At 59.7% G+C, this 21,214-nt stretch carries 14 protein-coding genes; 6 read left to right on the top strand and 8 right to left on the bottom strand.

The window, feature by feature from the left end:
* Window positions 1–236: 236 nt before the first annotated feature.
* The 7 genes from QNI87_RS03490 to acsA form a co-directional block, all read right to left on the bottom strand.
* On the bottom strand, window positions 237–446 hold the full coding sequence (locus QNI87_RS03490; protein ID WP_300594010.1) for a hypothetical protein: 210 nt from the start codon (window positions 444–446) through the stop codon (window positions 237–239).
* A 43-nt stretch (window positions 447–489) separates the two neighbouring features.
* Entirely contained in the window at window positions 490–996 is a 507-nt protein-coding gene (locus QNI87_RS03485) for a host attachment family protein (protein WP_300594007.1), read from the bottom strand.
* Window positions 997–1,093: 97 nt separating this feature from the next.
* The gene (locus QNI87_RS03480) at window positions 1,094–1,333 is read right to left on the bottom strand and encodes a phosphopantetheine-binding protein (RefSeq protein ID WP_300594004.1); all 240 of its coding nucleotides are present in this window, start codon (window positions 1,331–1,333) and stop codon (window positions 1,094–1,096) included.
* A complete protein-coding gene (locus QNI87_RS03475) occupies window positions 1,330–2,496 on the bottom strand; it encodes a dihydrolipoamide acetyltransferase family protein (protein ID WP_300594002.1) in 1,167 nt (388 codons plus the stop codon). The genes QNI87_RS03480 and QNI87_RS03475 overlap by 4 nt, the downstream gene beginning before the upstream one ends.
* A gap of 3 nt (window positions 2,497–2,499) precedes the next feature.
* The gene (locus QNI87_RS03470; RefSeq protein ID WP_300593999.1) at window positions 2,500–3,474 is read right to left on the bottom strand and encodes an alpha-ketoacid dehydrogenase subunit beta; all 975 of its coding nucleotides are present in this window, start codon (window positions 3,472–3,474) and stop codon (window positions 2,500–2,502) included.
* A complete protein-coding gene (gene pdhA / locus QNI87_RS03465; protein ID WP_300593997.1) occupies window positions 3,471–4,463 on the bottom strand; it encodes a pyruvate dehydrogenase (acetyl-transferring) E1 component subunit alpha in 993 nt (330 codons plus the stop codon). Before pdhA ends, QNI87_RS03470 begins: the two co-directional genes overlap by 4 nt.
* The gene (gene acsA / locus QNI87_RS03460; protein WP_300593994.1) at window positions 4,460–6,211 is read right to left on the bottom strand and encodes an acetate--CoA ligase; all 1,752 of its coding nucleotides are present in this window, start codon (window positions 6,209–6,211) and stop codon (window positions 4,460–4,462) included. Before acsA ends, pdhA begins: the two co-directional genes overlap by 4 nt.
* 135 nt (window positions 6,212–6,346) lie before the next feature.
* Here acsA and QNI87_RS03455 point away from each other — a divergent pair, with 135 nt between their 5' ends.
* The 3 genes from QNI87_RS03455 (at window position 6,347) to QNI87_RS03445 (ending at window position 16,522) form a co-directional block, all read left to right on the top strand.
* On the top strand, window positions 6,347–7,513 hold the full coding sequence (locus QNI87_RS03455; protein WP_300593991.1) for a universal stress protein: 1,167 nt from the start codon (window positions 6,347–6,349) through the stop codon (window positions 7,511–7,513).
* Window positions 7,513–15,744, top strand: coding sequence for a glucoamylase family protein (locus QNI87_RS03450; RefSeq protein ID WP_300593988.1), 8,232 nt, complete (start codon window positions 7,513–7,515; stop codon window positions 15,742–15,744). Before QNI87_RS03455 ends, QNI87_RS03450 begins: the two co-directional genes overlap by 1 nt.
* Window positions 15,745–15,847: 103 nt before the next feature.
* On the top strand, window positions 15,848–16,522 hold the full coding sequence (locus QNI87_RS03445; protein ID WP_300593985.1) for a phosphoribosyltransferase family protein: 675 nt from the start codon (window positions 15,848–15,850) through the stop codon (window positions 16,520–16,522).
* A gap of 269 nt (window positions 16,523–16,791) precedes the next feature.
* Here QNI87_RS03445 and QNI87_RS03440 read toward each other — a convergent pair whose 3' ends face one another.
* Window positions 16,792–17,616 (bottom strand): class II glutamine amidotransferase, encoded by an 825-nt coding sequence (locus QNI87_RS03440; protein WP_300593982.1) that lies wholly within the window; start codon window positions 17,614–17,616, stop codon window positions 16,792–16,794.
* Window positions 17,617–17,678: 62 nt separating this feature from the next.
* On the opposite strand from QNI87_RS03440, the gene QNI87_RS03435 reads away from it, so the two are divergent.
* The 3 genes from QNI87_RS03435 to QNI87_RS03425 are packed head-to-tail and all read left to right on the top strand — an operon-like array spanning window position 17,679 to window position 21,212.
* Window positions 17,679–18,167: a hemerythrin domain-containing protein gene (locus QNI87_RS03435; RefSeq protein ID WP_300593979.1), complete on the top strand. Its 489-nt coding sequence runs from the start codon at window positions 17,679–17,681 to the stop codon at window positions 18,165–18,167.
* Complete coding sequence (locus QNI87_RS03430) at window positions 18,167–19,663, top strand: hypothetical protein (protein WP_300593977.1); 1,497 nt, start codon at window positions 18,167–18,169, stop codon at window positions 19,661–19,663. The genes QNI87_RS03435 and QNI87_RS03430 overlap by 1 nt, the downstream gene beginning before the upstream one ends.
* Window positions 19,656–21,212, top strand: coding sequence for a nodulation protein NfeD (locus QNI87_RS03425; RefSeq protein WP_300593975.1), 1,557 nt, complete (start codon window positions 19,656–19,658; stop codon window positions 21,210–21,212). The genes QNI87_RS03430 and QNI87_RS03425 overlap by 8 nt, the downstream gene beginning before the upstream one ends.
* Window positions 21,213–21,214: the final 2 nt, after the last annotated feature.

Raw genomic sequence — 21,214 nt, 5'->3', positions numbered from 1 at the left:
CAGCGCCAGAACGCGGACCGATTTCTACACATTCAAAGAGCAGACGTTTCCACACTCGGGCAAACTCAATCTGCTTCCCTTCGCCCCAACCAGTGTCGATGCAAGCGCCCCGGCGCTCCCGCATCCGAACAAGTTGGGTTCCCCGCCCCCTTTTGGCCTAGCAAGGCTTTGAACGCCGGGTGATATCCACCAAAACGTCACGGGCGCGACGCCTTATCTCTCAGGGAGTGTCCTCCTTACAAGCCCAAGCCCGGCTGTTCAGGCGCTGGGAACTCATCCGGTGCGATATCGGGCTCATCGACATCGGGTTGGAGCGGCTCAATTTCCGGTGGTGAAACAGGATCGGGCGAAGGCTCGCGCGCGGGGTGTTCCGGCGGCTGGGCGGGTCTGATACGCTCTGGTTCTGGCTCGGGATGGGGATCCGGCTCTGGCGTTTGGGTAACCATTGAAACTCCATCAATCTGAACACAAAGACTTCGCAAGCGACTGTCACGTTTCCATCGAAGAGATGATGGAGGCAATCTGCTCGGGTGAGTGGTTGACCACGTTCTTATCGATTTCCGCGAGGATCGCTGGCTTGAGCCTGTCAGGACAACACTTGCGGAATTCTCCAAGAACGGATGGAGCGGCAAGGACAAAGACACCTCCGCCATCCCTGGACTGATGCTGGTCGAGAAGCTTGCACGCACTGCGAGCGAAATCCTGTTCGGCCTTCGCATGAAGATCGGTTTCGCTCATTGCGCTGCGTCTGGGTGAAGCGCTGGAAAAAGATCGCCCGGGCCGATCCGTGCCCTGACCACTCGATCGTGGATTCTCATTCCGCTCGCACGCGATCAGTTGAAAAACAGGTTTTTGAGCGTCACCGCGGTTTCTGAGCAGCTGCATCTTCCCGCCGTCAAGCGCCAACACCAGCGCGCCTTTCGCAATCTTCATGTAAGCACTCCTGAAATGTGACTCTTCGCCTGCCGGGCTAGCGGCCGGAGGCCAGATGCTCACTAAGGAAACATCCTAGGATCGGGCGCTCGAATGCCGCGCCCATCGTCTATCTTGGTTGCAAATCCCTCGGTGATCATGGCAGCTCGCATATCGAGCCCTATTGTCCTGACAGCCACTTTGCAGCACCGCCAAGCGTCACAAAATTCGCGGCGTCGGCATCGGGGATATCGATATCAAGCCGCTCATGCAGCGCGGCGATAAGGTTGAAGATATCCATGGAGTCGAGATCGAGCGCTTCGCGCACATCCTCATCATCAGCAATCGAAACCGGCGCAACATCTGGTGCGATGGCCTCTATTTCCTCTATCATGATCGCGCGGGCTTCCTCGAAATTCATAGCGTTTCCGGCTCGTTCAGCAGCGCTTCGATCCGGCGCAACAGCAGAGCGCCGCGATGGCCGTCATTGGCGCGGTGATCCCCGGCAAGGCTGGCGCTCAGGACAGGTCTGATCGCCAGAGTGTCTTTCACTGCCCATGGGCGACGGGTCGCGCTTCCGAATCCGACAATCGCGACCTGCGGCGGGTAGATTACGGGCAACAAGCTTTCGACCCCCCGCTCGCCGAGGCTTGAAACAGTAGCGGTCGGATCGCTGATTTCCGAGCTGCGGAACTGACCACGCCGGGTCCGGGCGACGAGGTCCCTTAGTCTCACCATGAGATCAGGAAGCGAGAGCGTATTGGTGTCGCGGATCGCGGGGGCGGCGAGCCCACCGCCGCGGATCGAGATTGCGCTGCCTAGGTGGATCGCTTCGCTCGGCGTGAAACCATCCTCACCAAAGAACCCGTTGAACTCGGGAAATTCGCTAAGCGCCAGCGCCGTGGCCTTGAGCAGTAGCGCGCCAAGCAGCAGACGCTGGGGCGGTGGACGCTCGGAGTTATACTCTGCGAGCCATCGTGTTGCCGACGAAATATCGAAACTGTGCGTCAGATAGTAGTGAGGAATTTCTCGCTTCGAGCGCTTCATTGCAGCGGCTATCGCACGGCGCATGGGAGCAAGATCAGGTGCGGCATTCTCGTCCAGCTGCGTGGTGGCTGCTTCAACGTCGGTGCGTTGTATTGCACCGTCAGGGCCTGTGCCGGTCACAGTTTCAAGGTCGACCCCATGCTCCTCGGCGAGCCGCCGAGCAGCGGGCGAAGCGCGCAATGATTTTGGCGTTGCACCGGTCGGCGTCCGGGGTTCGCCAAGCTTCGGTTCAGCACGCATTGGCTCGGGTCCGGGTTTTGGGGCCGGCGCTGACGCAAGCTCAGGCTTTTGCGCCGTTCCAACCATACCATTTATCCGCGCCAGTTCTGCGCCGACCGGCACCTTCTCGCCAGCTTCGACCAAGAGTTCGCCGATTGTACCACCCTCGAAGACCTCGACCTCGATCGCGCCCTTGTCGGTTTCAACAACCGCTATGATGTCGCCATGATCTACCGCATCGCCTGGCGCCTTGAGCCATTCGACCAACACGCCCGCTTCCATGTCGGCGCCAAGCGAAGGCATGGTGAACACACCCATCTCTCAGCGTCCCATGACCGCCCGCCCGGCAGCGACGATCTTCGCGACACTGGGCAGCGCGGCCTGTTCGAGATGCGCGGCATAGGGAACCGGAACTTCTTCGCTGCACACTCGCGCCAATGGTGCATCGAGGTTCCAGAAACTCTGCTCGACGATCCGCGCCATGATTTCCGCTGCAAGACTGCCCGAGCGCCACCCCTCATCGACGATGACGCAACGCCGCGTCTTCGCCAGACTGGTCAGGATCGTGACATCATCGAGCGGTCGAAGCACGCGCAGATCGATCACTTCGGTGGAGATACCATCGGTCCCAAGCTCATCGGCCGCCGCCAGCGTCTTACCAAGCGATCCGCCATAGGTGACGAGCGTGAGATCCTTGCCCGCTCGGCGCACAACCGCGTGGTCGATATCGACCTCCACAGGTTCGTTCACATCTTCGCTGTGGTTGTAGAGCAAGGCGTTTTCAAAAATCAGCACCGGATCGGGATCGTCAAGCGCGGGGCCCAGCATTCCGGCCGCATCCTCTACTGTCGCCGGGGCCAGCACGCGGATACCCGGAATGTGCGCGTACCAGCCTTCGAGGCTGTGCGAATGCTGGGCTGCCAACTGTCGCCCCCCACCAGTGGCCATGCGGATCACCACTGGGACATGGAACTGCCCGCCCGACATATGCCGGATCGTCGCGGCATTGTTCATGACCTGGTCGAGCGAGAGCAGCGAGAAGTTGCAGGTCATGATTTCCACAATGGGCCGCATGCCCCCCATCGCGGCGCCGATCCCGGCCCCGGTAAAGGCGCTTTCCGAAAGGGGCGTGTCGCGGATGCGCTCGGGACCGAATTCATCGAGCAAACCCTTTGATACTCCATAGCAGCCGCCGTAACGGCCGACATCCTCACCCATCAGAAACACGCGATGATCCGCTAGCATGGCCTTGCGGATCGCGCCGCGTATCGCCTCGCGATAGGTGAGTTCGGTCATATCCGCTTCTCAGCGCCAACATCGCGCAGCAGGTCTTCGACAGGCTCCCAAGTGCCTGATTCGGCGAAGGCCACCGCCTCTGAGATTTCGCGCGCGACGTCCTGTTCGATCTCTTCGATATCCTCTGGGCGCAATTCGCCTACATCAAGCGCCCACTCCGTGAAGCGCTTGATCGGCCCCTTGTCTTTCCACTCCTCGACTTCATCCTTGGCGCGGTAGAACTGAGGGTCGTACATCGAGTGCGCGCGGAAACGGTATGTGCGGCATTCAAGGAAGTGCGGCTCTCCGGTTTCTCTGATCGCATGGACCGCACGGCGCGTCGCCACTTCAACTGCGACGACATCCATTCCATCGACGCCTTCGGAGGCAAGGTTATAGGAGGCAGCTTTGGCGCTGATGTCCGTTTCGGACTCCGATAAATCGAGCGCGGTTCCCATAGCGTAGCGGTTGTTCTCGCACACGAAGAGCACCGGCAATCGCCACAGCGCGGCAAGGTTCAGGCTCTCATGGAACTCGCCTTCCGCGACTGCGCCTTCGCCGAAGAAACAGGCAGTGATACGCTTTTTGTTTGCCATCTTGTCTGCAAGCGCAAGGCCAACGGCGATCGGAATTCCACCCGCGACGATAGCGTTGCCGCCGTAGAAGCGCGTCTCTGCGTCGAACAGGTGCATCGAACCGCCCCGCCCCCGACTGCAACCTTCCTGCTTGCCGTACATCTCGGCCATGATCGCGCCGGCAGGAACGCCCTTTAGCAGCGCATGTCCATGCTCGCGATAGGTTGCGACGACCGCATCGTTAGGCTCAAGCGCCTGCATCACGCCCGTAGCAACAGCTTCTTCCCCAATGTAGAGATGCAGGAAGCCACGTATCTTCTCTAGCGTATAGAGTTCTGCGCATTTCTCTTCGAAACGGCGGATACGCACCATCTGGTGAAGCAGTGTGCGGCAATGCTCACGGTTTAAACGGACCTTGGGCAACGCTGCGCTCATGCCGCTTGTTCGAGCGTCGATGTATCGCCTTCAGGCAAACCCAGCTCGCGCGCCTTCAGGAGCCTGCGCATGATCTTACCTGAACGCGTGCGGGGTAGGTCTTGCGCGAACTCGATCTTGCGCGGGGCGATCGCCGCCCCCAGCCTCTTGCGAGCATGTCCGAGCAGTTCACGCTGCAACGCATCGTCGGCATCGACACCGCGGTTCAGCGTTACGAACGCCTTCACGATCTCGCCCGCACGCTCGTCAGGCACGCCGATCACCGCTGCCTCGGCCACCGCTGGATGTTCCACAAGTGCGCTCTCGACTTCGAACGGACCGATCAGGTGTCCGGCCGATTTGATCACATCATCGGCGCGCCCGACAAACCAGTAATACCCTTCCGCATCGCGCATCACGAGGTCGCCGGTGAGATACCATCCTTCGCGAAAGCTCCGATTGTATCGCTCCTCCTGGCCGAGGTAACTGCGGAACATCGATGGCCAACCTGGGCGCAGGGCGAGATGACCCGGCCGCATCGGCTCGTCGATCGCAAGCGCGTTGTGACCCTCAGTGTCCAGGATCGCTGCCTCCACGCCTGGGAGCGGCTTGCCCATAGAACCGGGCTTCACGTCCATCGCAGCGTAGTTTGCGATCATTATGCCGCCGGTCTCGCTCTGCCACCAATTGTCGTGGAACGGCATCCCGAAGACTTCATTGCTCCACACCACCGCTTCGGGATTGAGAGGCTCGCCCACGCTGGCGAGGAAATGGAGATGAGACAGGTCGAAGCGCTGCGCCAGTTCGGCTCCGGCACGCATCAACAACCGGATCGCGGTGGGCGCGGTGTACCATACGGTAACCCGTTCACTTTCTAACAGTGTATACCAACGTTGGGCATCGAATTCGGCTTCATCGATCACCATGGTTACACCTGCGCAAAGCGGCGCGATGATACCGTAGGATGTGCCCGTCACCCATCCCGGATCGGCGGTGCACCAGATTACATCGTCCTGCCTCAGATCAAGCGCAATACGGCCGGTAGCGTTGTGCATCACCACCGCCTCGTGAACGTGGACCACGCCCTTGGGCTTACCGGTCGTGCCGCTGGTGAAGTGCAGCAACGCCATATCCTGAGGATCGGTCTGCGCACACTCGAATTTCGCTTCGGTGTTTGCCAGCGCCTGAGCCAGATCGATTGTGCCATCGGGCCGAGGATCGGCGCCTGGGGTCAGGAAGACATGCGTCAGATGCGGTAGATCGTTACGCGCCGCCTCGACCTTCTTCACGTAGTCCCGCGGGGATGCGAGCAGCACATTGGCTTCGCCGATTTCAAGACGAGAGCGCACTGGCTCCGGACCGAAGGCGGAATAGAGCGGGCAAAAAACGCCGCCGGCCTTGAGCGTCCCGAGGGCTGCAATGTAGAGTTCCGGTACCCGGCCAAGCAACGAAAAGACCCTTGTTCCCTGGCCGAGACCGTTGTCGGCGAGAATACGGGCGAAACGGTCGGTTTCCCGCTTGAGATCGCCGTAGGTGAAACTCTTGCGTTCTCCAGTCTTGCCGACCCAGCGTATCGCTTCCTTGGTGCCGCGGCCTTCCACGACGTGTCTGTCAATCGCCTCGTACGCGATGTTGAGCCAGCTTCCCGCGTCGCTGTCGAGCCACCCCCGATATGTGTCCCAACCAAAGTCACGCTTGGCCTTGTCATAGTCACGCATGACCGCCGCTCGCCTGGTCGCTTCGGATTTGCGGATTGTCTCGTGAGACAAAATGAATCCTCGTATCGTATCGTCGGGCTGGGTCTCGCGTGATGCGCCGACCTGCGGACGGCGTAACTAAGGGATGTTCCGGAGCGGAGCGCTTCTCGAGACTCTGGCGGCCTCAACGCAAAACAAGCCAAACTCATGCAACCCGAAATCACCCACGCGCCTGGGCTAGTTTACGGGATGTTGCGTATAGTGACGCCGCCTTCCGCTCCGCATCCTTCTGCTCGCAGAAAGGGCGTGCTTGCCTTTTCAAAGGAGGAATTGATGCACGCCAGCCGCTATGCCCCCACAGGTCAGACCGCCAATTCACCGCCAATCGGCCGGACGGCAGCAGTGCAATTCAACGAAAGCGAACGCAGTATTCAGGTTCGCCCCTGCTTGCTGGCGTGTGTTGATGAAACGCCGTGCGCAAACCTCGTCGGCGCTCAGTCAGTCGCAATTGCTCGCAGCCTGGCTCTGGATGTCGTGCTGGCGCGTGTGTTGCCTCAGGATAACAGTTCGGGCCTGCCTGCCGATCCTATCGCCTGGCAGCTTCGCCAGCACTCGCAGCGCAAGTCGCTTCGACAACTCGCCGACCAGATCGGTGTGACGAGCGAGGACGGGCAGATGCTGCTAACGGGTGATCCGGGTGATGAACTCGTTGACTGGGCGCATGCGAATGGAGCGGCGCTCTTATCGCTCGCCACGAATCGTGATCGCGATCGAAGCGGTCTTGGTTCGACCGCCCTGCACATCCTTGAGCACGGATCAGTGTCGGTGCTTCTTGTGCCACCTGACCATCACAGTGGGCCTGTGCATTACAAGCGGATCGTGGTGCCGATCGACGGATCCCCAAGGGCAGAGAGCGTTCTCCCGGTGGCTCGTCGTATCGCGCGCACTCACAAGGCGCAGCTCGTTCTCTGCCATGTGGTGCCTCGCTTGAGTGGGCTCACTTCATTCGGGATCGGCCGGTCGAGCGAGCTTAGAGAAGAGATCGAACGTCAGAACGAGCGGTCTGCGCGCTCTTCGCTTGAGCAGTTGCGACTAAGGGCAATGGAGGACGATATTGACGTCCGGGTCAGAATGCTCGGGCCGGACGAACCCCGTCAAGCCCTCTGCAAATTGACTCAAGAATTGCAGGCAGACTTGGTCGTCATGTCTTCCCATGGTTCGACCGCATTAAGCGATGTCCCCTGTGGTAGCGTAGCCGAATACCTTGCCAGTCACTGCACGATGCCTGTTCTGATGGTGCGACCTAACCTGGTCACGGGGTTGCCCGACGCTGTCTACGATAGCGATGGTCAGTCAGCCTTCAGATTTGGCTAGTGGCGCACGATCCCGACAATCCTTCGACCGTTGAGAACGTAGGCGAAGAGCTCGGCGCAGTACACAACATAACCCGCAAGCCAGCCATGCCGATCGGGGCGTTGCAGAATCCCAAAGCGGTTGAACGCTGGCTTCACGCGGCGCGAAAGGCCTGCAGCAAGCCAGCCCCTGAGGTCGCAAAGGCAGCGGAATGGCTGCTCGACAACGACTATCATGTAAGCCGGGCCCTACAGCAGATTCGGAAGGATCTCCCGCGCGAGTTCTATCTCAAGCTGCCTGCCCTTGTGGATGGAGAACCTCCGGGGCCACGTGTGTTCGCTTTGGCACACGCATTGCTCCGCGCTACGCATCTTCAGCTCTCGCTAAGCAACGCGGTTGGTTTCATCCAAGCCTATCAAATCCATCAATCGCTCACGATTGCTGAATTGTGGGCCTTCCCCACCATGCTGAGGCTCGCGTGCATCGAGATATTGGTAGCATCCCTGACGCCGATGCTCTCGGGCGAGGTCGAGGTCAGCTTTCCTCTCTCCCCTTGCGCCAGCGAACCCCACTCGCTTGGCGCGACCGATCGCGTTGCCCGATCGATCGCCAATCTCTCGGAACTGGCTGGAATACCCTGGGAGGTGTTTTTCGAGCGGGTGAGCCTTGTCGAAGCGATTCTCGCGAAGGATCCCGCGCAGGCCTATAGCCGAATGGATTTCGAGACTCGCGATCGATACCGCAGGGCGGTCGAGGAAATTGCCGAATGGGGAGGAGCACAGGAAACCGATGTCGCCAAGGCCTCTCTTGCGCTCGCGCGCGCGAAAGGCGCGGAGGAGGTTGCCCATCACGTCGGTTATTGGCTGATTGACGACGGACGCAGCCAGCTCGAGGACCAATTCTCGGCCAAACCCGGGTGGAAACAACAGGCAAAACGGACGTTGTTGAGCCATCCAGGCCGTTTCTTCAGCCTTGCAATGGTTGTATCGGGCATCGCCTGCGCCATCCTTCCGGTCGCCTATCTCGCGCGCACGATGGCGCCTTGGTCGGAATGGACCGCAGCCCTTCTCCTGAGCCAGATCCCGGCTTCAATCCTTGCCATCACGCTGGTCCATTGGCTGATCACGAGGGTAACCGAGCCGCGCCTCTTGCCGAAGCTTGACGAGAAACATGGCGTTCCGAGTGCCTTCCCGGTGACCATCGCGGTCCCGGTTATCATAGCGGACGAACGCGAGATCGAAGGCCTCGCCAAGCGAATAGAGATGCACTGGCTCGCGACCCGCAGCCCCAACGTACAGGTCGCGCTGCTTGCCGATCTGGCGGATGCTCCGGCAGAGATCATGCCGGGTGACGAGCGCATCCTTGATGCGCTTGAAGCGGCGCTGGATAGATTGAACAAGCGGTATCGAAACGGCACGCGCAAGCCCTTCAGTCTCTTGCTGCGACCTCGGCTCTTCAACGACAGCGAGGGCTGTTGGATGGCGTGGGAGCGCAAGCGCGGCAAGCTTGAGCAGTTCAATCGGATGCTGATCGAAGGCGAGCGTGAAGCGTTTTCGCTGATAGTTGGCGACGTGCTGGCGCTCGATACCACCCGCTTCGTAATGACTGTTGATGCGGACACGATCCTGCCATCACAATCGGTTGCGAGACTGGCGGGAACATTGGCCCATCCGCTCAATCGCCCGCAGTGGGACCGCGAGAGCGGTCGGATAACTCGCGGCTATTCGATCATCCAACCAAGAGTTGAGATTTCGCCCGAGAGCGGACGGCGCACGCGCTTCGCGAGGCTTTTTACGGGCGAAACGGCGATCGATATCTATAGCCGTGCGGTATCTGATATCTATCAGGATCTTTTCGGCAGCGGAATATTCGTCGGCAAAGGCATCTACGATCTGCATGCCTTTCACAGAAGCGTCGATAACCGAGTGCTCGAAAACACGATCCTGAGCCATGATCTTTTGGAGGGTGCGCTGGGCCGAGCCGCGCTTGCAACCGACATTGTTCTCTACGAAGGTTTCCCCGACAGCTACCGCCAATACGCCAAACGCCTGCACCGTTGGATCAGGGGCGACTGGCAGCTGCTGCCCTGGCTTATGCATCGGATTCCCGATGCCGCTGGAAGGCTGATTCAAAACCCCATTCGAGGAATCGATCGCTGGAAGGTCCTCGATAATCTGAGGCGTAGCCTTGTCGCGCCTGGACTGGTCTTGCTTGCGCTTGCAGGGTGGTTACTCCTGCCCGGCAATCCGTGGTTCTGGACCGCGCTGGTGCTGCTCGCTCCGGCCGGGCAGCTGTTTATCGACCTGATGAGCGGCCTCGCACGCGGACGACGCACCGGCCTTTCTTACGGATTCTGGAAAAGGTTGGGCGATCAAGCGGGGCGATGGCTGCTGGTGATTGTCTACATGCTCCACGAGGCGCTGCTGTCGCTGCACGCCATAGGGATCACACTATGGCGCCGCGTCGTCTCAAAGCGGCGCATGCTCGAATGGGTGTCCGCCGCACATTCGGCGAAGGAAGGCGACCACACAAACAGGCGACTGCACCACTGGCGGATGATGACTCCATCGGTCTCGCTCGCTTTTGGTATTGCTGCGACAATAGCCTTGACCAGACCTGCGGCGTTGCTGCCTGCGTTGCTGCTTTTACTGCCTTGGCTGCTCGCACCTGAGGTCACGCAATTTATCGAGCGCCCCCGGCGCAGTGGCGAACCGGATAGATCACTCCTAGACATTGCGTTCCTGCGGCAACTGGCGCGCAAGACCTGGCTCTATTTCGAGACTTTTGCCGGTCCGTCCGACAATTGGCTACCCCCAGACAACTTCCAAGGTGAGCCGCACGAGGAAATCGCGCATAGAACCTCTCCGACTAACATCGGAATGATGCTGCTCTCGACCGCCAGCGCCTGGGACATGGGCTTTGTCGGCCGGGCTGAGCTCGCCGCGCGCGCGCGCAATGTGTTCGACAGCCTCGAAAGGATGGAGCGGTATCGGGGGCATTTCCTAAACTGGTACGAGACGCATCATCTCCGTCCTCTCGAACCGCGTTATGTCTCGACTGTAGACAGTGGCAATCTCGCTGCCTCCCTGCTGGTTTTCGCTCAGACCTTGCGCGATTCAGCCCAAGAAAAAACGCTCGAGCCACAGCGTTGGACAGGCCTTTTAGATATAATCGCCCTTATCGAAGATCAGGCTCGCAAGTGGGCGAGCAGCAATCATCTTCTCGGAGTCCTGGCAGAGTTTAGAGACGCTACACAAGCAGCTCAGAATAGCGGTTCAACCCAGCTCGCAAACCTGCGCAACCTCGTCAATCATGACCTTTCGACGCTCGAGCGCGAGGCCGGACGGGTGATGCGAAAGACAGTCGAAACTCGCCCGGGCGAGGTCGGCGATCTCAATATCTGGGTTGAGCGGTTGCACCACCACCTGCACGACATGTTGCGCGATACATCGAGTGAGCTTGCTATACATGGTGACCTTATCGGACTTGCCGATCAAGCCGAGCAGTTCGCATGGCAGATGGATTTCGCCTGGCTGTACGATCACGAGCGGCGGCTGTTCTTTATCGGTCATAACGTCAGCACTGCAAAGACAGACACGCATCACTATGACTTGCTGGCGTCGGAAGCGCGGATTGCCAGCTTCTTCGCGATTGCCAAGAACGATGCGCCAATTGAACACTGGTTCCACCTTGGACGACCGGTGACGCGAGCGAGCGATGGTCTGGCGCTGGTTTCGTGGAACGGGTCCATGTTCGAATACCTTATGCCACGACTGGTGATGCCGGGCGGGCCAGAAACGCTCCTTGGCGAAAGCGACCGGGTGGCGGTCGAGATCCAGCGTCGCCATGGTAAGCAGAACCGGGCACCGTGGGGGGTTTCGGAGTCAGCTTACGCCGCTCGTGATCCCGAGCACCGCTTCCGCTATCGTGCATTTGGCGTGCCGGGGTTAGGCCTGCGTCGCGGGCTGGCGCAGGACTTGGTCGTTGCGCCCTACGCTTCTGCGCTTGCTTTGGCGGTAGATCCCCTTTCCGCACAACGGAATCTCAAGCGGCTCGTGAAAATGGGAGCGGCAGGCCGTTACGGGCTTTGGGAAGCGATCGACTTCACCCGAGATCGAAACCATCCAAAGAGCGCCTTTGCCCCTGTCAATGCCTTTATGGCGCATCACCAGGGGATGATCGTATGCGCGATCGGAAACTTGCTGACTGGTGATGCTCTGATCGAACGGTTCCTGCGCGATCCGCGCCTCGGTTTGGCGACTTTGCTGTTATGGGAACAGATCCCGCATGAGCTTCCCGCCGAGATCGAACGGATCGAGGTCGATGAAGGCGGAAAGGCGGAGCTCGGAATGCGGCGTATCCGCCATGAATGGGTCCCGACGGCCAGTCGCCACCCGCAGGCCTTGCTGATGGGCAACGGCCGTATGGCCAGCAGCATCTCAGCGGCGGGATGCGGAGGCCTTAACTGGCAAGGCCAGGCTCTTACCCGTTTCGCACCCGATCCGACACTCGATGCTCAGGGGGCATGGCTTTATATTCGCGACGAGCTTTCGGAACAGGTTTGGTCCGCGACACTCCAGCCAACCGGTGTCGAAGCGCATGACGAACGCGTGCTGTTTCGCACCCATTGCGCTGAATTCCAGCGGCGAGAGAATGGCATTTTCGCTCGGCTCGAAGTGACGATCGGAGCCAACGACGATATCGAATTGCGCCGACTGACCATCGCCAACGAAAGCGAGCACAGACGGGTCCTGCGGATCACCACCTATGCCGAGATCGTTTTGGCACCCCCTTTGGAGGACGAACGCCATCCTGCCTTCAGCAAGTTGTTCATCCGCAGCGAGCGCATTGACGAACCTTCCGCACTCATCTTCACGCGCCGCCCCAAAAAACCAGAGGATACGCCCCCGGTCTTGTTGCAAACGTTAATCGGTGCCGATGGTCCTGTCCAAAACTCGCTATTCGATACCGATCGCCGCGAATTCATTGGGCGCAATCGCACGCTTCGCTCTCCACAAGGTGCGACGCTCCCGCTGCAAGGGAATCAGGGTTGGACGCTTGATCCGGTGGCGGCTCTACAGACGAAGCTAGAGTTGAACCCCGGACAAAGCACAGAGCTTTGCCTTGTGACCATTGCTGCAGCCTCGCGCTCGGCAGCGCTCGAAATACTAAACCGGCACGCCACACTCTCAGCGTCTCGATGGCTCTTCGACGACGCTGAGGCGGAAACGTCGCGCGCGCTGAGTCGGGCCAGGATTGAACCCGCCGACTTGCCGCTAGTGCACGCACTGGGTTCCGTACTGACTTATCCAAGCGAGGCTATGCGTCCTTCGCCAAAGAAGATCCGCGACAATCGTCTTGGGCAGGCCAGTCTTTGGGGCATGGCTATATCGGGCGATCGCCCGATCCTGTTGCTCAAAGGCGATTTTGAAGACGATCCATCGCTCGAGTTCTTCGTCGGCGCGCATCAGATTTGGCGTCGTGCAGGGTTAGAGGTCGATGTAGTGATCCTCAAGACGCTGGGATCTGCATACCTCGAACCCGTCCGCGACGAGTTGGCGCAATTGCTACGCGCTATCGGAGCTGTCGAGATGCTGGGTCGCCACGGCGGCTTTCATCTGGTCTTTTCCGATCAGGTAGGCATGGAGCAAGTGAGGCTGCTCGAAGCGATGGCGTGGGCGATAATCGACGCATCGCAAGGCCCGCTTTCTGAGCAGCTTAGAACTCCAGCGACCCCGCTTGAAGCGCCGCCGATCCTGACTTCGCTCGACTATGAACCAGAGCACGAGCGCCCACCAGAGCGACCAGATGACCTGGTATTCGACAATGGATACGGAGGCTTCACCCGCAACGGTCGTGAGTATGTCATCCACCTCGCCCCAGGCATGTCGACGCCAGCGCCCTGGGTGAATGTGCTTGCCAACGAAGACTTTGGCACTCTCGTCACAGAATCGGGCGGGGGCTTTTCTTGGTCGATCAATAGCGGCGAATACCGCCTGACGCCGTGGACCAACGATCCGGTGAGCGATCGTCAGGGTGAGGTTCTCTACCTTCGCGACGAGGAAACCAGCGACGTGTGGAGCGTGACGCCCAATCCGGCTGGTAGGGATGCCACTTGCCAGATCCGTCATGGCACCGGCTACACCGAATGGCTTCGCGCGTGCCGCGGCCTTGAGCAGTGCATGCAGGTTTCGGTGGACGCTAGTGATCCAGTCAAGTTGGTGCGGCTGACTTTGCGCAACCTCGGCGCGCGCGATCGGCGCATTACCGCCACCTACTATGCCGAATGGCTGCTCGGGGCGCTGCCAAGTGTTTCACGGCGCCACGTCTCCTGTCGGTTCGATGCCGAGACGCAAGCGATCCTTGCGACGAACCCTTGGAACGGAGAGTTTGCCGGTCGAACTGCGTTTCTCACATCGGATTGCGAAGCGCACGGCTATACAACGGACCGAAGGGAATTCGTCGGCCGAAATGGCGATCCCGCCAGACCGGCGGGCCTCACGAGGTGGGGGCTCTCTGGGGTCGAAATCGCAGGCGGCGATTCCTGTGCTGCCTTGCAAGTGCACGCTGATCTTGCGCGCGGGGAACAGATAGAAATCGTATTCGCGCTCGGAGAGGCGGAGAATCCGGAGGCTGCGCTCAAACTTGCAGGCAAGTGGCGTGAGAAAGGCAAGGCGCGGAAATCCGGAGACGAGGTCGCCGCCATCTGGGATGATTTTCTCGGCTGCGTCGAAGTCACCACGCCAGATCCCGCGTTCGATATCGTGGTCAATCGCTGGCTGCTCTACCAAAGCCTTTCGTCGCGCATTCTTGCCCGGACCGGTTTCTATCAGGCGAGCGGCGCGATCGGGTTTCGCGATCAGTTGCAGGATGTTCTGGCATTTCTGGTAGCCGATCCGGCTCGAGCGCGCGCCCATATCCTCGAATGCGCAGCGCATCAGTTCGAAGAGGGCGACGTTCTTCACTGGTGGCATCCGCCCGGCGGAAGGGGTGTGCGGACCCGATGTTCGGACGATCTCCTATGGCTGCCCTATGCAACCGCGCATTACGTGTATTCGACGGGCGATGTTTCCATCTTGGAGGAAGAGGTGCGCTTCCTTTCCGGTCCACCGCTGACCGACGGGGAGCATGATCGCTACGCCCAATTCGAACTCGCAGCCAATCCCCGCCCGTTGATCGAGCACTGCGAACGCGCGCTTGAGCGAGTGTCCCTGGGTAGCCATCGTCTGCCGCTCATTGGCGCAGGGGACTGGAACGATGGGATGGACCGGGTTGGAGACAAAGGACGCGGTGAGAGCGTTTGGTTGGCTTGGTTTGCTTCTGTATGCGCGGCCTCAATGGCTCATTGCGAACGTTTGGTTGGACGCGAGGCGCACGCTCGCCACTGGGCACGCAAGGCGGCAGAATGGCGCAGGAGCGCGGAGGAAAGCGGCTGGGACGGCGAATGGTATCGCCGCGCCTATGATGATGAAGGCTCACCGCTCGGATCTCAGGAAAACGATGAATGCATGATCGATTCAATTTCACAGTCATGGTCTGTGTTCGCCGGGCGTGCATCATCGCGAAGCCGCTCTGCGCTTCAAGCGGCGCTACGCGAGCTGGTGGACGACGATGCTGGAATTGCTCGCTTGCTTTGGCCTCCATTCGACAAAGCCATGCACAATCCCGGATATATCAAGGCCTATCCACCTGGAATTCGCGAAAATGGCGGGCAATACTCCCACGCCGCGGCTTGGCTAGGCCTTGCCCTTGCGCGCACAGGGCAAGGATCGCACGCGTATCGCATTTTCAATATGCTCAATCCGATCAATCATGCGCTGACACGGCATGACGCTGACGCTTTCCGCACAGAACCCTACGCCGTGGTTGCGGACATAGGGTCGGTCGGCAATCGTCGGGGACGCGGAGGATGGAGCTGGTACACGGGTGCAGCCGCTTGGACCTGGCGCCTTGCAGTCGAAGGCATCCTTGGCCTGACGCTTCGTGACGGGAAACTCCATATTGCTCCGTCGCTCCCCGATGGCTGGGACGGGTATCGAGCCCGGTTGACACACCAGGGTGGGACAATCGAGTTGGAAGTGACACAGATCGGCAAAGTGGCCGGTCGAACAAGCGCCCAGTTGACGGTTGACGGCCGACCTTACCGGCGACGTGACGTGTCCTTCCCGAAATCCGGTCAAGTCTTGAAGGTCAAGGCCGTCATCGAAGACCCGCTTTCGGATGACCGGGCGGACGCAGCGGTCTCGATCTAGAAGCGGAGCGTTCTCATTCTGGAGCAAGCGCGCGGTGACTTACGTATTTCGACCGACGGCGGGGGAGAGCAAACCTTTGAGCGCTATATCCTCGGAGGGCAACATGAAGAAATTCTCTCACGCCTTTGCAAACCGAACGACTGCCGGTCTTGCTCTAGCGCGTGAAGTCGCCGTGCTGGATTTGGCCGATCCAGTAGTTCTCGCTCTTCCGCGAGGAGGTGTGCCGGTAGCATACGAAATTGCCAAGGAACTCAGCGCACCGCTTGATCTTGTGATGGTGCAGAAGCTCGGAGCACCAGGTCACGCGGAATTCGCAATCGGAGCGCTCGTCGACGGTGAGGATCCAGAAGTCATGATCGACGACGAGGCAGCAGCCGCTTCCGGAGCAAGCGAGTCGTACATCACACGCCTTGTTGCCGAATCGCTGAAAGAAATCCGGCGCCGCCGATCAGCCTACGGGCTGGATTGGCCTCTTGAGCTATCGGGCCGCACCGCCGTTCTCGTCGACGATGGCATCGCTACCGGCAGCACGGCCGAGGTGGCGCTGAGAGCGGTGAAGAAAGCCGGGGCGAACCAAGTGGTGCTTGCGGCCCCCGTCGGTGCGCTCGAGGCGCTCACAAGACTGGCGGACTTGTGCGATCAAGTCATTTGCCTTCAGAAGCCACAACCCTTCTATGCAGTCGGCGCACACTACGAAGACTTCGGACAAACCAGCGATACAGAGGTGGTCAGATATCTGGAACTCGCGCGCAATGGTGCGTCGCAATCAGGCGAGTGATCAATTCAGACTGCGTTGACGACCAATGTAATCCCGCGCAATCGCACGGTTCGCACGGCCCCGCCGGTTTCCATGCAAAGCACACGTAGCTGGAGTATTGCCCAGACTGCATGATGGCACGCTATTGGACACGAATGGCGATACGACCTCCACTTCGGCGCCAATGCAATGGTCTTGGGCCGATGCCGATAGCCCGCGGACGTTTACCTAATGAAGGCGACCACCGGCGGGCCTAGGAGTACTCCATCATGGCTCGCCACGACCGCACCTCATCTTGCTCCCAACTCGAGCGGCTCCCACGCGATCCGGCAATCCGAACAGATCTTGTAAATGGCGTTCTCGGGGACTTCACGCCAGCGCTCATGGCTGATCGGTTCCGACGCCAGAACAATCGCACGGTAGTCCGTCTGTGGATCATGGTTCACGTGAGGGAAGCCGCAAATCTCACAATCGCGCACCCCCGCTCTTTCGACATATCTAAGCGGGCGCCCAATTCGAGTGCCGATCAAGTCGCGTCCGTCGGTGAGAATAATATTCAGCCCAATCTTTGCATTCGGGTCGATCTCACGAACTCTGTCAGCAAGCCACCCGACCACTTCGCGCACGATTTGGAATGTCGGATGCCCCGGCCTACCGACCTGGAGCGCTCTGATCAGATGAAAGATATGCTCGCTATCAGTCTGCCCGAGGACCAGCCTTCGGCGTTCGACAGGGATCTGCCTGAGCAGCGAGGGCCTAATCTCGTCGAAATGCGGCACCGTGCCGTTGTGAGCAAAGACCCAACCCCCGTCCGAAAAAGGATGCGTGTTTTCAAGGCTCGGCGCGCCAACCGTTGCCCGCCGAACATGCGCCACCACCTGTTTCGAGTAGATCCGCGCCGCAGCGCGCTGAAAATGCTCACCGTGATAGGCTGCCCACGCCTGCCTCTCCACGTGCGGCAGATCGCTCTCGAAAGTCGCCACGCCCCACCCGTTCGCGTGGCTCTTGCCGGACCTGTCAGCCGCGCTCTGGACCATCAGCGCGTTTTGCGCATGCACCAGCGTGCATTCGACCTTGGTTGGCTCCGTCGCGCGAAATCCGTACAGGCGGCACATGCAGCGCCTTCTCGGCGTTCGCTTCTCCTCGCAGTATCCGTAAATCCACGGAGGCTCGGCCAATGAGCGATGCCGTGCGCGAGCTGTTCGACGAATTTCGGCGCGATCATGCCACTTTGGGACGAGGGCTGCACAATATTGCGGTCGCCCTGAGAGCTGGCGATGATGAGGGGGCAAGCGTGGCCGCGCGCGACCTCGATCGGGCCGCTGGTGCACATATCGCGTTCGAGGAAGGGCACTTCTACCCCGAACTGCGCGAACTGCTTGGAGACTCTGAAGTCGATGCATTCGAGCGCGAACATGAGCGCGGTTATTCAGCGATCGATAGACTTCTGGCGCTCAAAGCGCGCGGCACTCTCACACCAGCAGAACGCTCCGAGCTGTTACGACAAATCGAAGCGATGCAGACCCACACCGACGAATGCGGCGAACATTTCGGAGCTTTAGGCCGTATCCCACTGAAGCGCCAGAAAGAACTACTCGCAGCTCTCAAGCAGTTGCGTGAGGAGGCGCCTACCTGGACCGCAGTCCGGGCGCAGGGTACCGCGTGATGAATGTCGCATCGCATCCTCCCAATCAAGCGGTCGCTCGTCGCGAACTAGTCTTTCATAGCGACTACGAAGTGGCGATTGACGCAGATGACAAAGAGCATACCGACTTGATTGCTCAGCAATTGCTGCGCGAGGAACCTGGGCTTGATCGCGCACCCCCTTTCGGCCCGCTATGCTCAAGAGGCCTGGTTGATGCCCCTTTATTGGTGATCGAGGACCACAGCGGGATCCAGTTAGCTCAAGAACGCAATTCCAACCGCAACCTATCCTATCGCGCGGCAATGCTTGCAAGTGAGGGCGATCTGCTTGTCGTTTACGGTAAGCGCGATCCGGATTTTGAGCGGTATTGCCGCGACGTCCTCGGCCTCGGTTCGGTCACGACTATGGCTCCCCTGATCGCCGATCCCGTCCAATCGCTCTCAAAGGCATGCCTGCAGGACGAAGCGATTGTCACGAAGGCGACTGGCATCGCAATCAATGCAGGACGGATCAACCTGCTGCCCTATATGGCAACCGGAGGCGTATGGCGTCTTGCCAAGACAATCGCCGAACGGGCCAGAGTACCGGTCCATGTGGCAGGACCTGGTCCGACGCTTGCGCGCGCTGTTAATGACAAGCTCTGGTTCGCGCATTGCGCGGCGCTGCTGCTGGGCCGGGACGCCGTCCCGCACAACCGCACGGTTTATGGAATGTCATCACTCGTCGGCCATTTGCGACGATTTGTGAAGGAGCACCATGTCGTCGGACTCAAATTGCCGCGTAGCGCTGCCTCGCTTGGTAACATGGTGCTAGAAAGTGCAGCATTCACCGAGCTGCCGGCCAAAGCAATCGCAGCGCGGTTGGCAGAGGCGATCAATCAACGCGGTTGGGAAAGCCCCTTCCCCCTGCAGATTACAGCGTGGGAAGGGCCGTTGCTGGGCAGTCCGTCTGCTCAACTATGGATACCTCTTTCCAGCAAAGGCCCGCCAATAGTCGAAGCGGTTTTCGATCAGGCTACAAGCGGCAGCGTTTCGCGGTTTGTGGGCGGCGCTCCCAGCACGCTCGGTGAACAGTTGAGACAGCGGCTTGCCCACGAAGCGGCCCTCCTTGGTGCCCTAATTCAGAGACTTGGATATTTCGGGCGTTGCAGCTTCGACGCTGTCGTGGTGGGCGATACAGAGGAAAGCGCGCGTATCCACTGGGTTGAATGCAATGGCCGATGGGGCGGAATGTCAATTCCCATGACGCTTGCCAACAGGCTGGTTGGAAATTGGCGAAAGCACGGGTTTCTGGTCTTCAGCTATCTCGATCCCGATGGTATTCCAATAGCTGTTCCGCAATTGCTGAAACGTTGCGACGATATCCTTTTTCGACAGGGTAAGACGTCTGGCATTGTACTGCTAACCCCCGGCAGACTTGCCTATGGCGGGTGCGACTTCCTGGTCATTGCCAGAGACCAGGCAACGGCAGAACAACTGAGTGAAGAGGCGATCAAACGATTGTCGGCGCTTGCCTGAGGAACCCAAGGCGAGCCTTCTCGCCCTGGCCGATCTGCGCAACTATCAGTTAGATTGCGTATATCCGCACATCGATCAATCTGTCGCAATAGCGCACCATCTCAAGACCTTCGTACCGCTTCCTGGGCAGTACGATGGAGATGACGAAGAATGGAGCGCACGAGTGACTTTCAGGAAGCGCCTATCGATGATGCTGCGCTGGCTGGCTCTGCTGGCTGCCGCGGCCACTGCGTTCCTCTTCCTAACCTTCCCCGTCCGCGCGAGCGCTGGCGAAGCGATCGTTCTTCGGGTGGACGGAGCGATCGGCCCCGCCACGGCCGCCTATCTCTCAGATGGCTTCGAACAGGCGCAAGAAGCCGATGCGGCGCTTGTCGTCATAATGCTCGATACGCCAGGTGGCCTCGATAATTCGATGCGCGCGATCATCCGTGAAATCCTTGCATCGCCCATCCCCGTAGCCGCTTATGTCCATCCCAGCGGGGCGCGGGCGGCAAGCGCGGGGACCTTCATACTCTATGCTAGCCACTTTGCAGCGATGACGCCTGGCACCAATCTAGGTGCCGCTACCCCAGTTCAGATCGGTGCCATGCCATCATCCGATCAAGCTGACGAAGATGGCGAGGGCGAACCGATCCCTGGCCAAGCGCTGGAGCGAAAGGCAGTCAACGATGCAGCCGCATACATCCGCTCACTCGCAGAAATGCGCGGGCGCAACGGCGACTGGGCGGAAAGGGCAGTTCGAAGCGCGGCAAGCCTGTCGGCCCAAGGCGCGCTTGAGCGGAGCGTGATCGAGATTGTCGCGCCCGACATAGCTTCGCTGATCTCGCAGCTTGATGGGCGCCAATACACCATAAATGGCGAGACGTTTACGCTCGAAACCACTGTGCTTTCTGTCAGAGAAATCGAACAAGATTGGGTCACACGGATCCTTGCGACCATCACCGACCCCAACATCGCGCTCATCCTGATGATGATCGGCTTCTATGGACTGATTTTCGAATTTCTCAATCCTGGGGCGCTGGTGCCGGGCACTATCGGCGCGATTTCTTTGCTTGTCGGCCTCTATGCCCTTGCCGTGCTGCCGGTGGACTTCGTCGGCGTAGCGCTGATCGTTCTTGGGGTCGGGCTGATGGTGGCAGAGGCGTTCGCGCCTTCCTTCGGTGTTCTGGGTATCGGAGGCGTAGTATCCTTCGTGCTCGGTGCCACCGTACTGTTCGACACCGACCTTCCGGACTTTCGCGTCGATCCATCGCTCATCGCCGCCCTCAGCGTCTTTAGCGCCGGACTTCTAATTCTGGTGTCTCGTGTGGGTCTCCGCTCCTTCGGACGACGCATCGTCAGCGGTGCAGAAGAGCTCCTCGGAGCATCAGGCACCGTCCTCGATTGGGATAACGGAAAAGGGCACGTCTTTGTCCATTCCGAGCGCTGGAATGCGTCTGGTCCGAGCGAGCTCAAGCCAGATGACCGGGTCGTGATCGAAGCGATGAACGGCCTGAGCCTATCAGTCGCGCGCCAAGAGGAGGCCGACAAGGTGACGAAAAGGAAATGAAG

Source organism: Erythrobacter sp. (assembly GCF_030066995.1).
Classification (GTDB): Bacteria; Pseudomonadota; Alphaproteobacteria; order Sphingomonadales; family Sphingomonadaceae; genus Erythrobacter.
The sequence above is the reverse complement of the archived record's forward strand: the minus strand, read 5'-3'. Positions and strand labels throughout refer to the sequence as shown.

Excerpts from the sequence above, each read along its gene's own strand:
- QNI87_RS03435 (WP_300593979.1), top strand. The coding sequence starts at position 17,679 with ATGAGCGATGCCGTGCGCGAGCTGTTCGACGAATTTCGGCGCGATCAT.
- QNI87_RS03480 (WP_300594004.1), bottom strand. The coding sequence starts at position 1,333 with ATGAATTTCGAGGAAGCCCGCGCGATCATGATAGAGGAAATAGAGGCC.
- QNI87_RS03440 (WP_300593982.1), bottom strand. The coding sequence starts at position 17,616 with ATGTGCCGCCTGTACGGATTTCGCGCGACGGAGCCAACCAAGGTCGAA.
- QNI87_RS03490 (WP_300594010.1), bottom strand. The coding sequence starts at position 446 with ATGGTTACCCAAACGCCAGAGCCGGATCCCCATCCCGAGCCAGAACCA.
- QNI87_RS03445 (WP_300593985.1), top strand. The coding sequence starts at position 15,848 with ATGAAGAAATTCTCTCACGCCTTTGCAAACCGAACGACTGCCGGTCTT.
- QNI87_RS03455 (WP_300593991.1), top strand. The coding sequence starts at position 6,347 with ATGCAACCCGAAATCACCCACGCGCCTGGGCTAGTTTACGGGATGTTG.
- QNI87_RS03430 (WP_300593977.1), top strand. The coding sequence starts at position 18,167 with ATGAATGTCGCATCGCATCCTCCCAATCAAGCGGTCGCTCGTCGCGAA.
- QNI87_RS03470 (WP_300593999.1), bottom strand. The coding sequence starts at position 3,474 with ATGACCGAACTCACCTATCGCGAGGCGATACGCGGCGCGATCCGCAAG.
- QNI87_RS03475 (WP_300594002.1), bottom strand. The coding sequence starts at position 2,496 with ATGGGTGTGTTCACCATGCCTTCGCTTGGCGCCGACATGGAAGCGGGC.
- pdhA (WP_300593997.1), bottom strand. The coding sequence starts at position 4,463 with ATGAGCGCAGCGTTGCCCAAGGTCCGTTTAAACCGTGAGCATTGCCGC.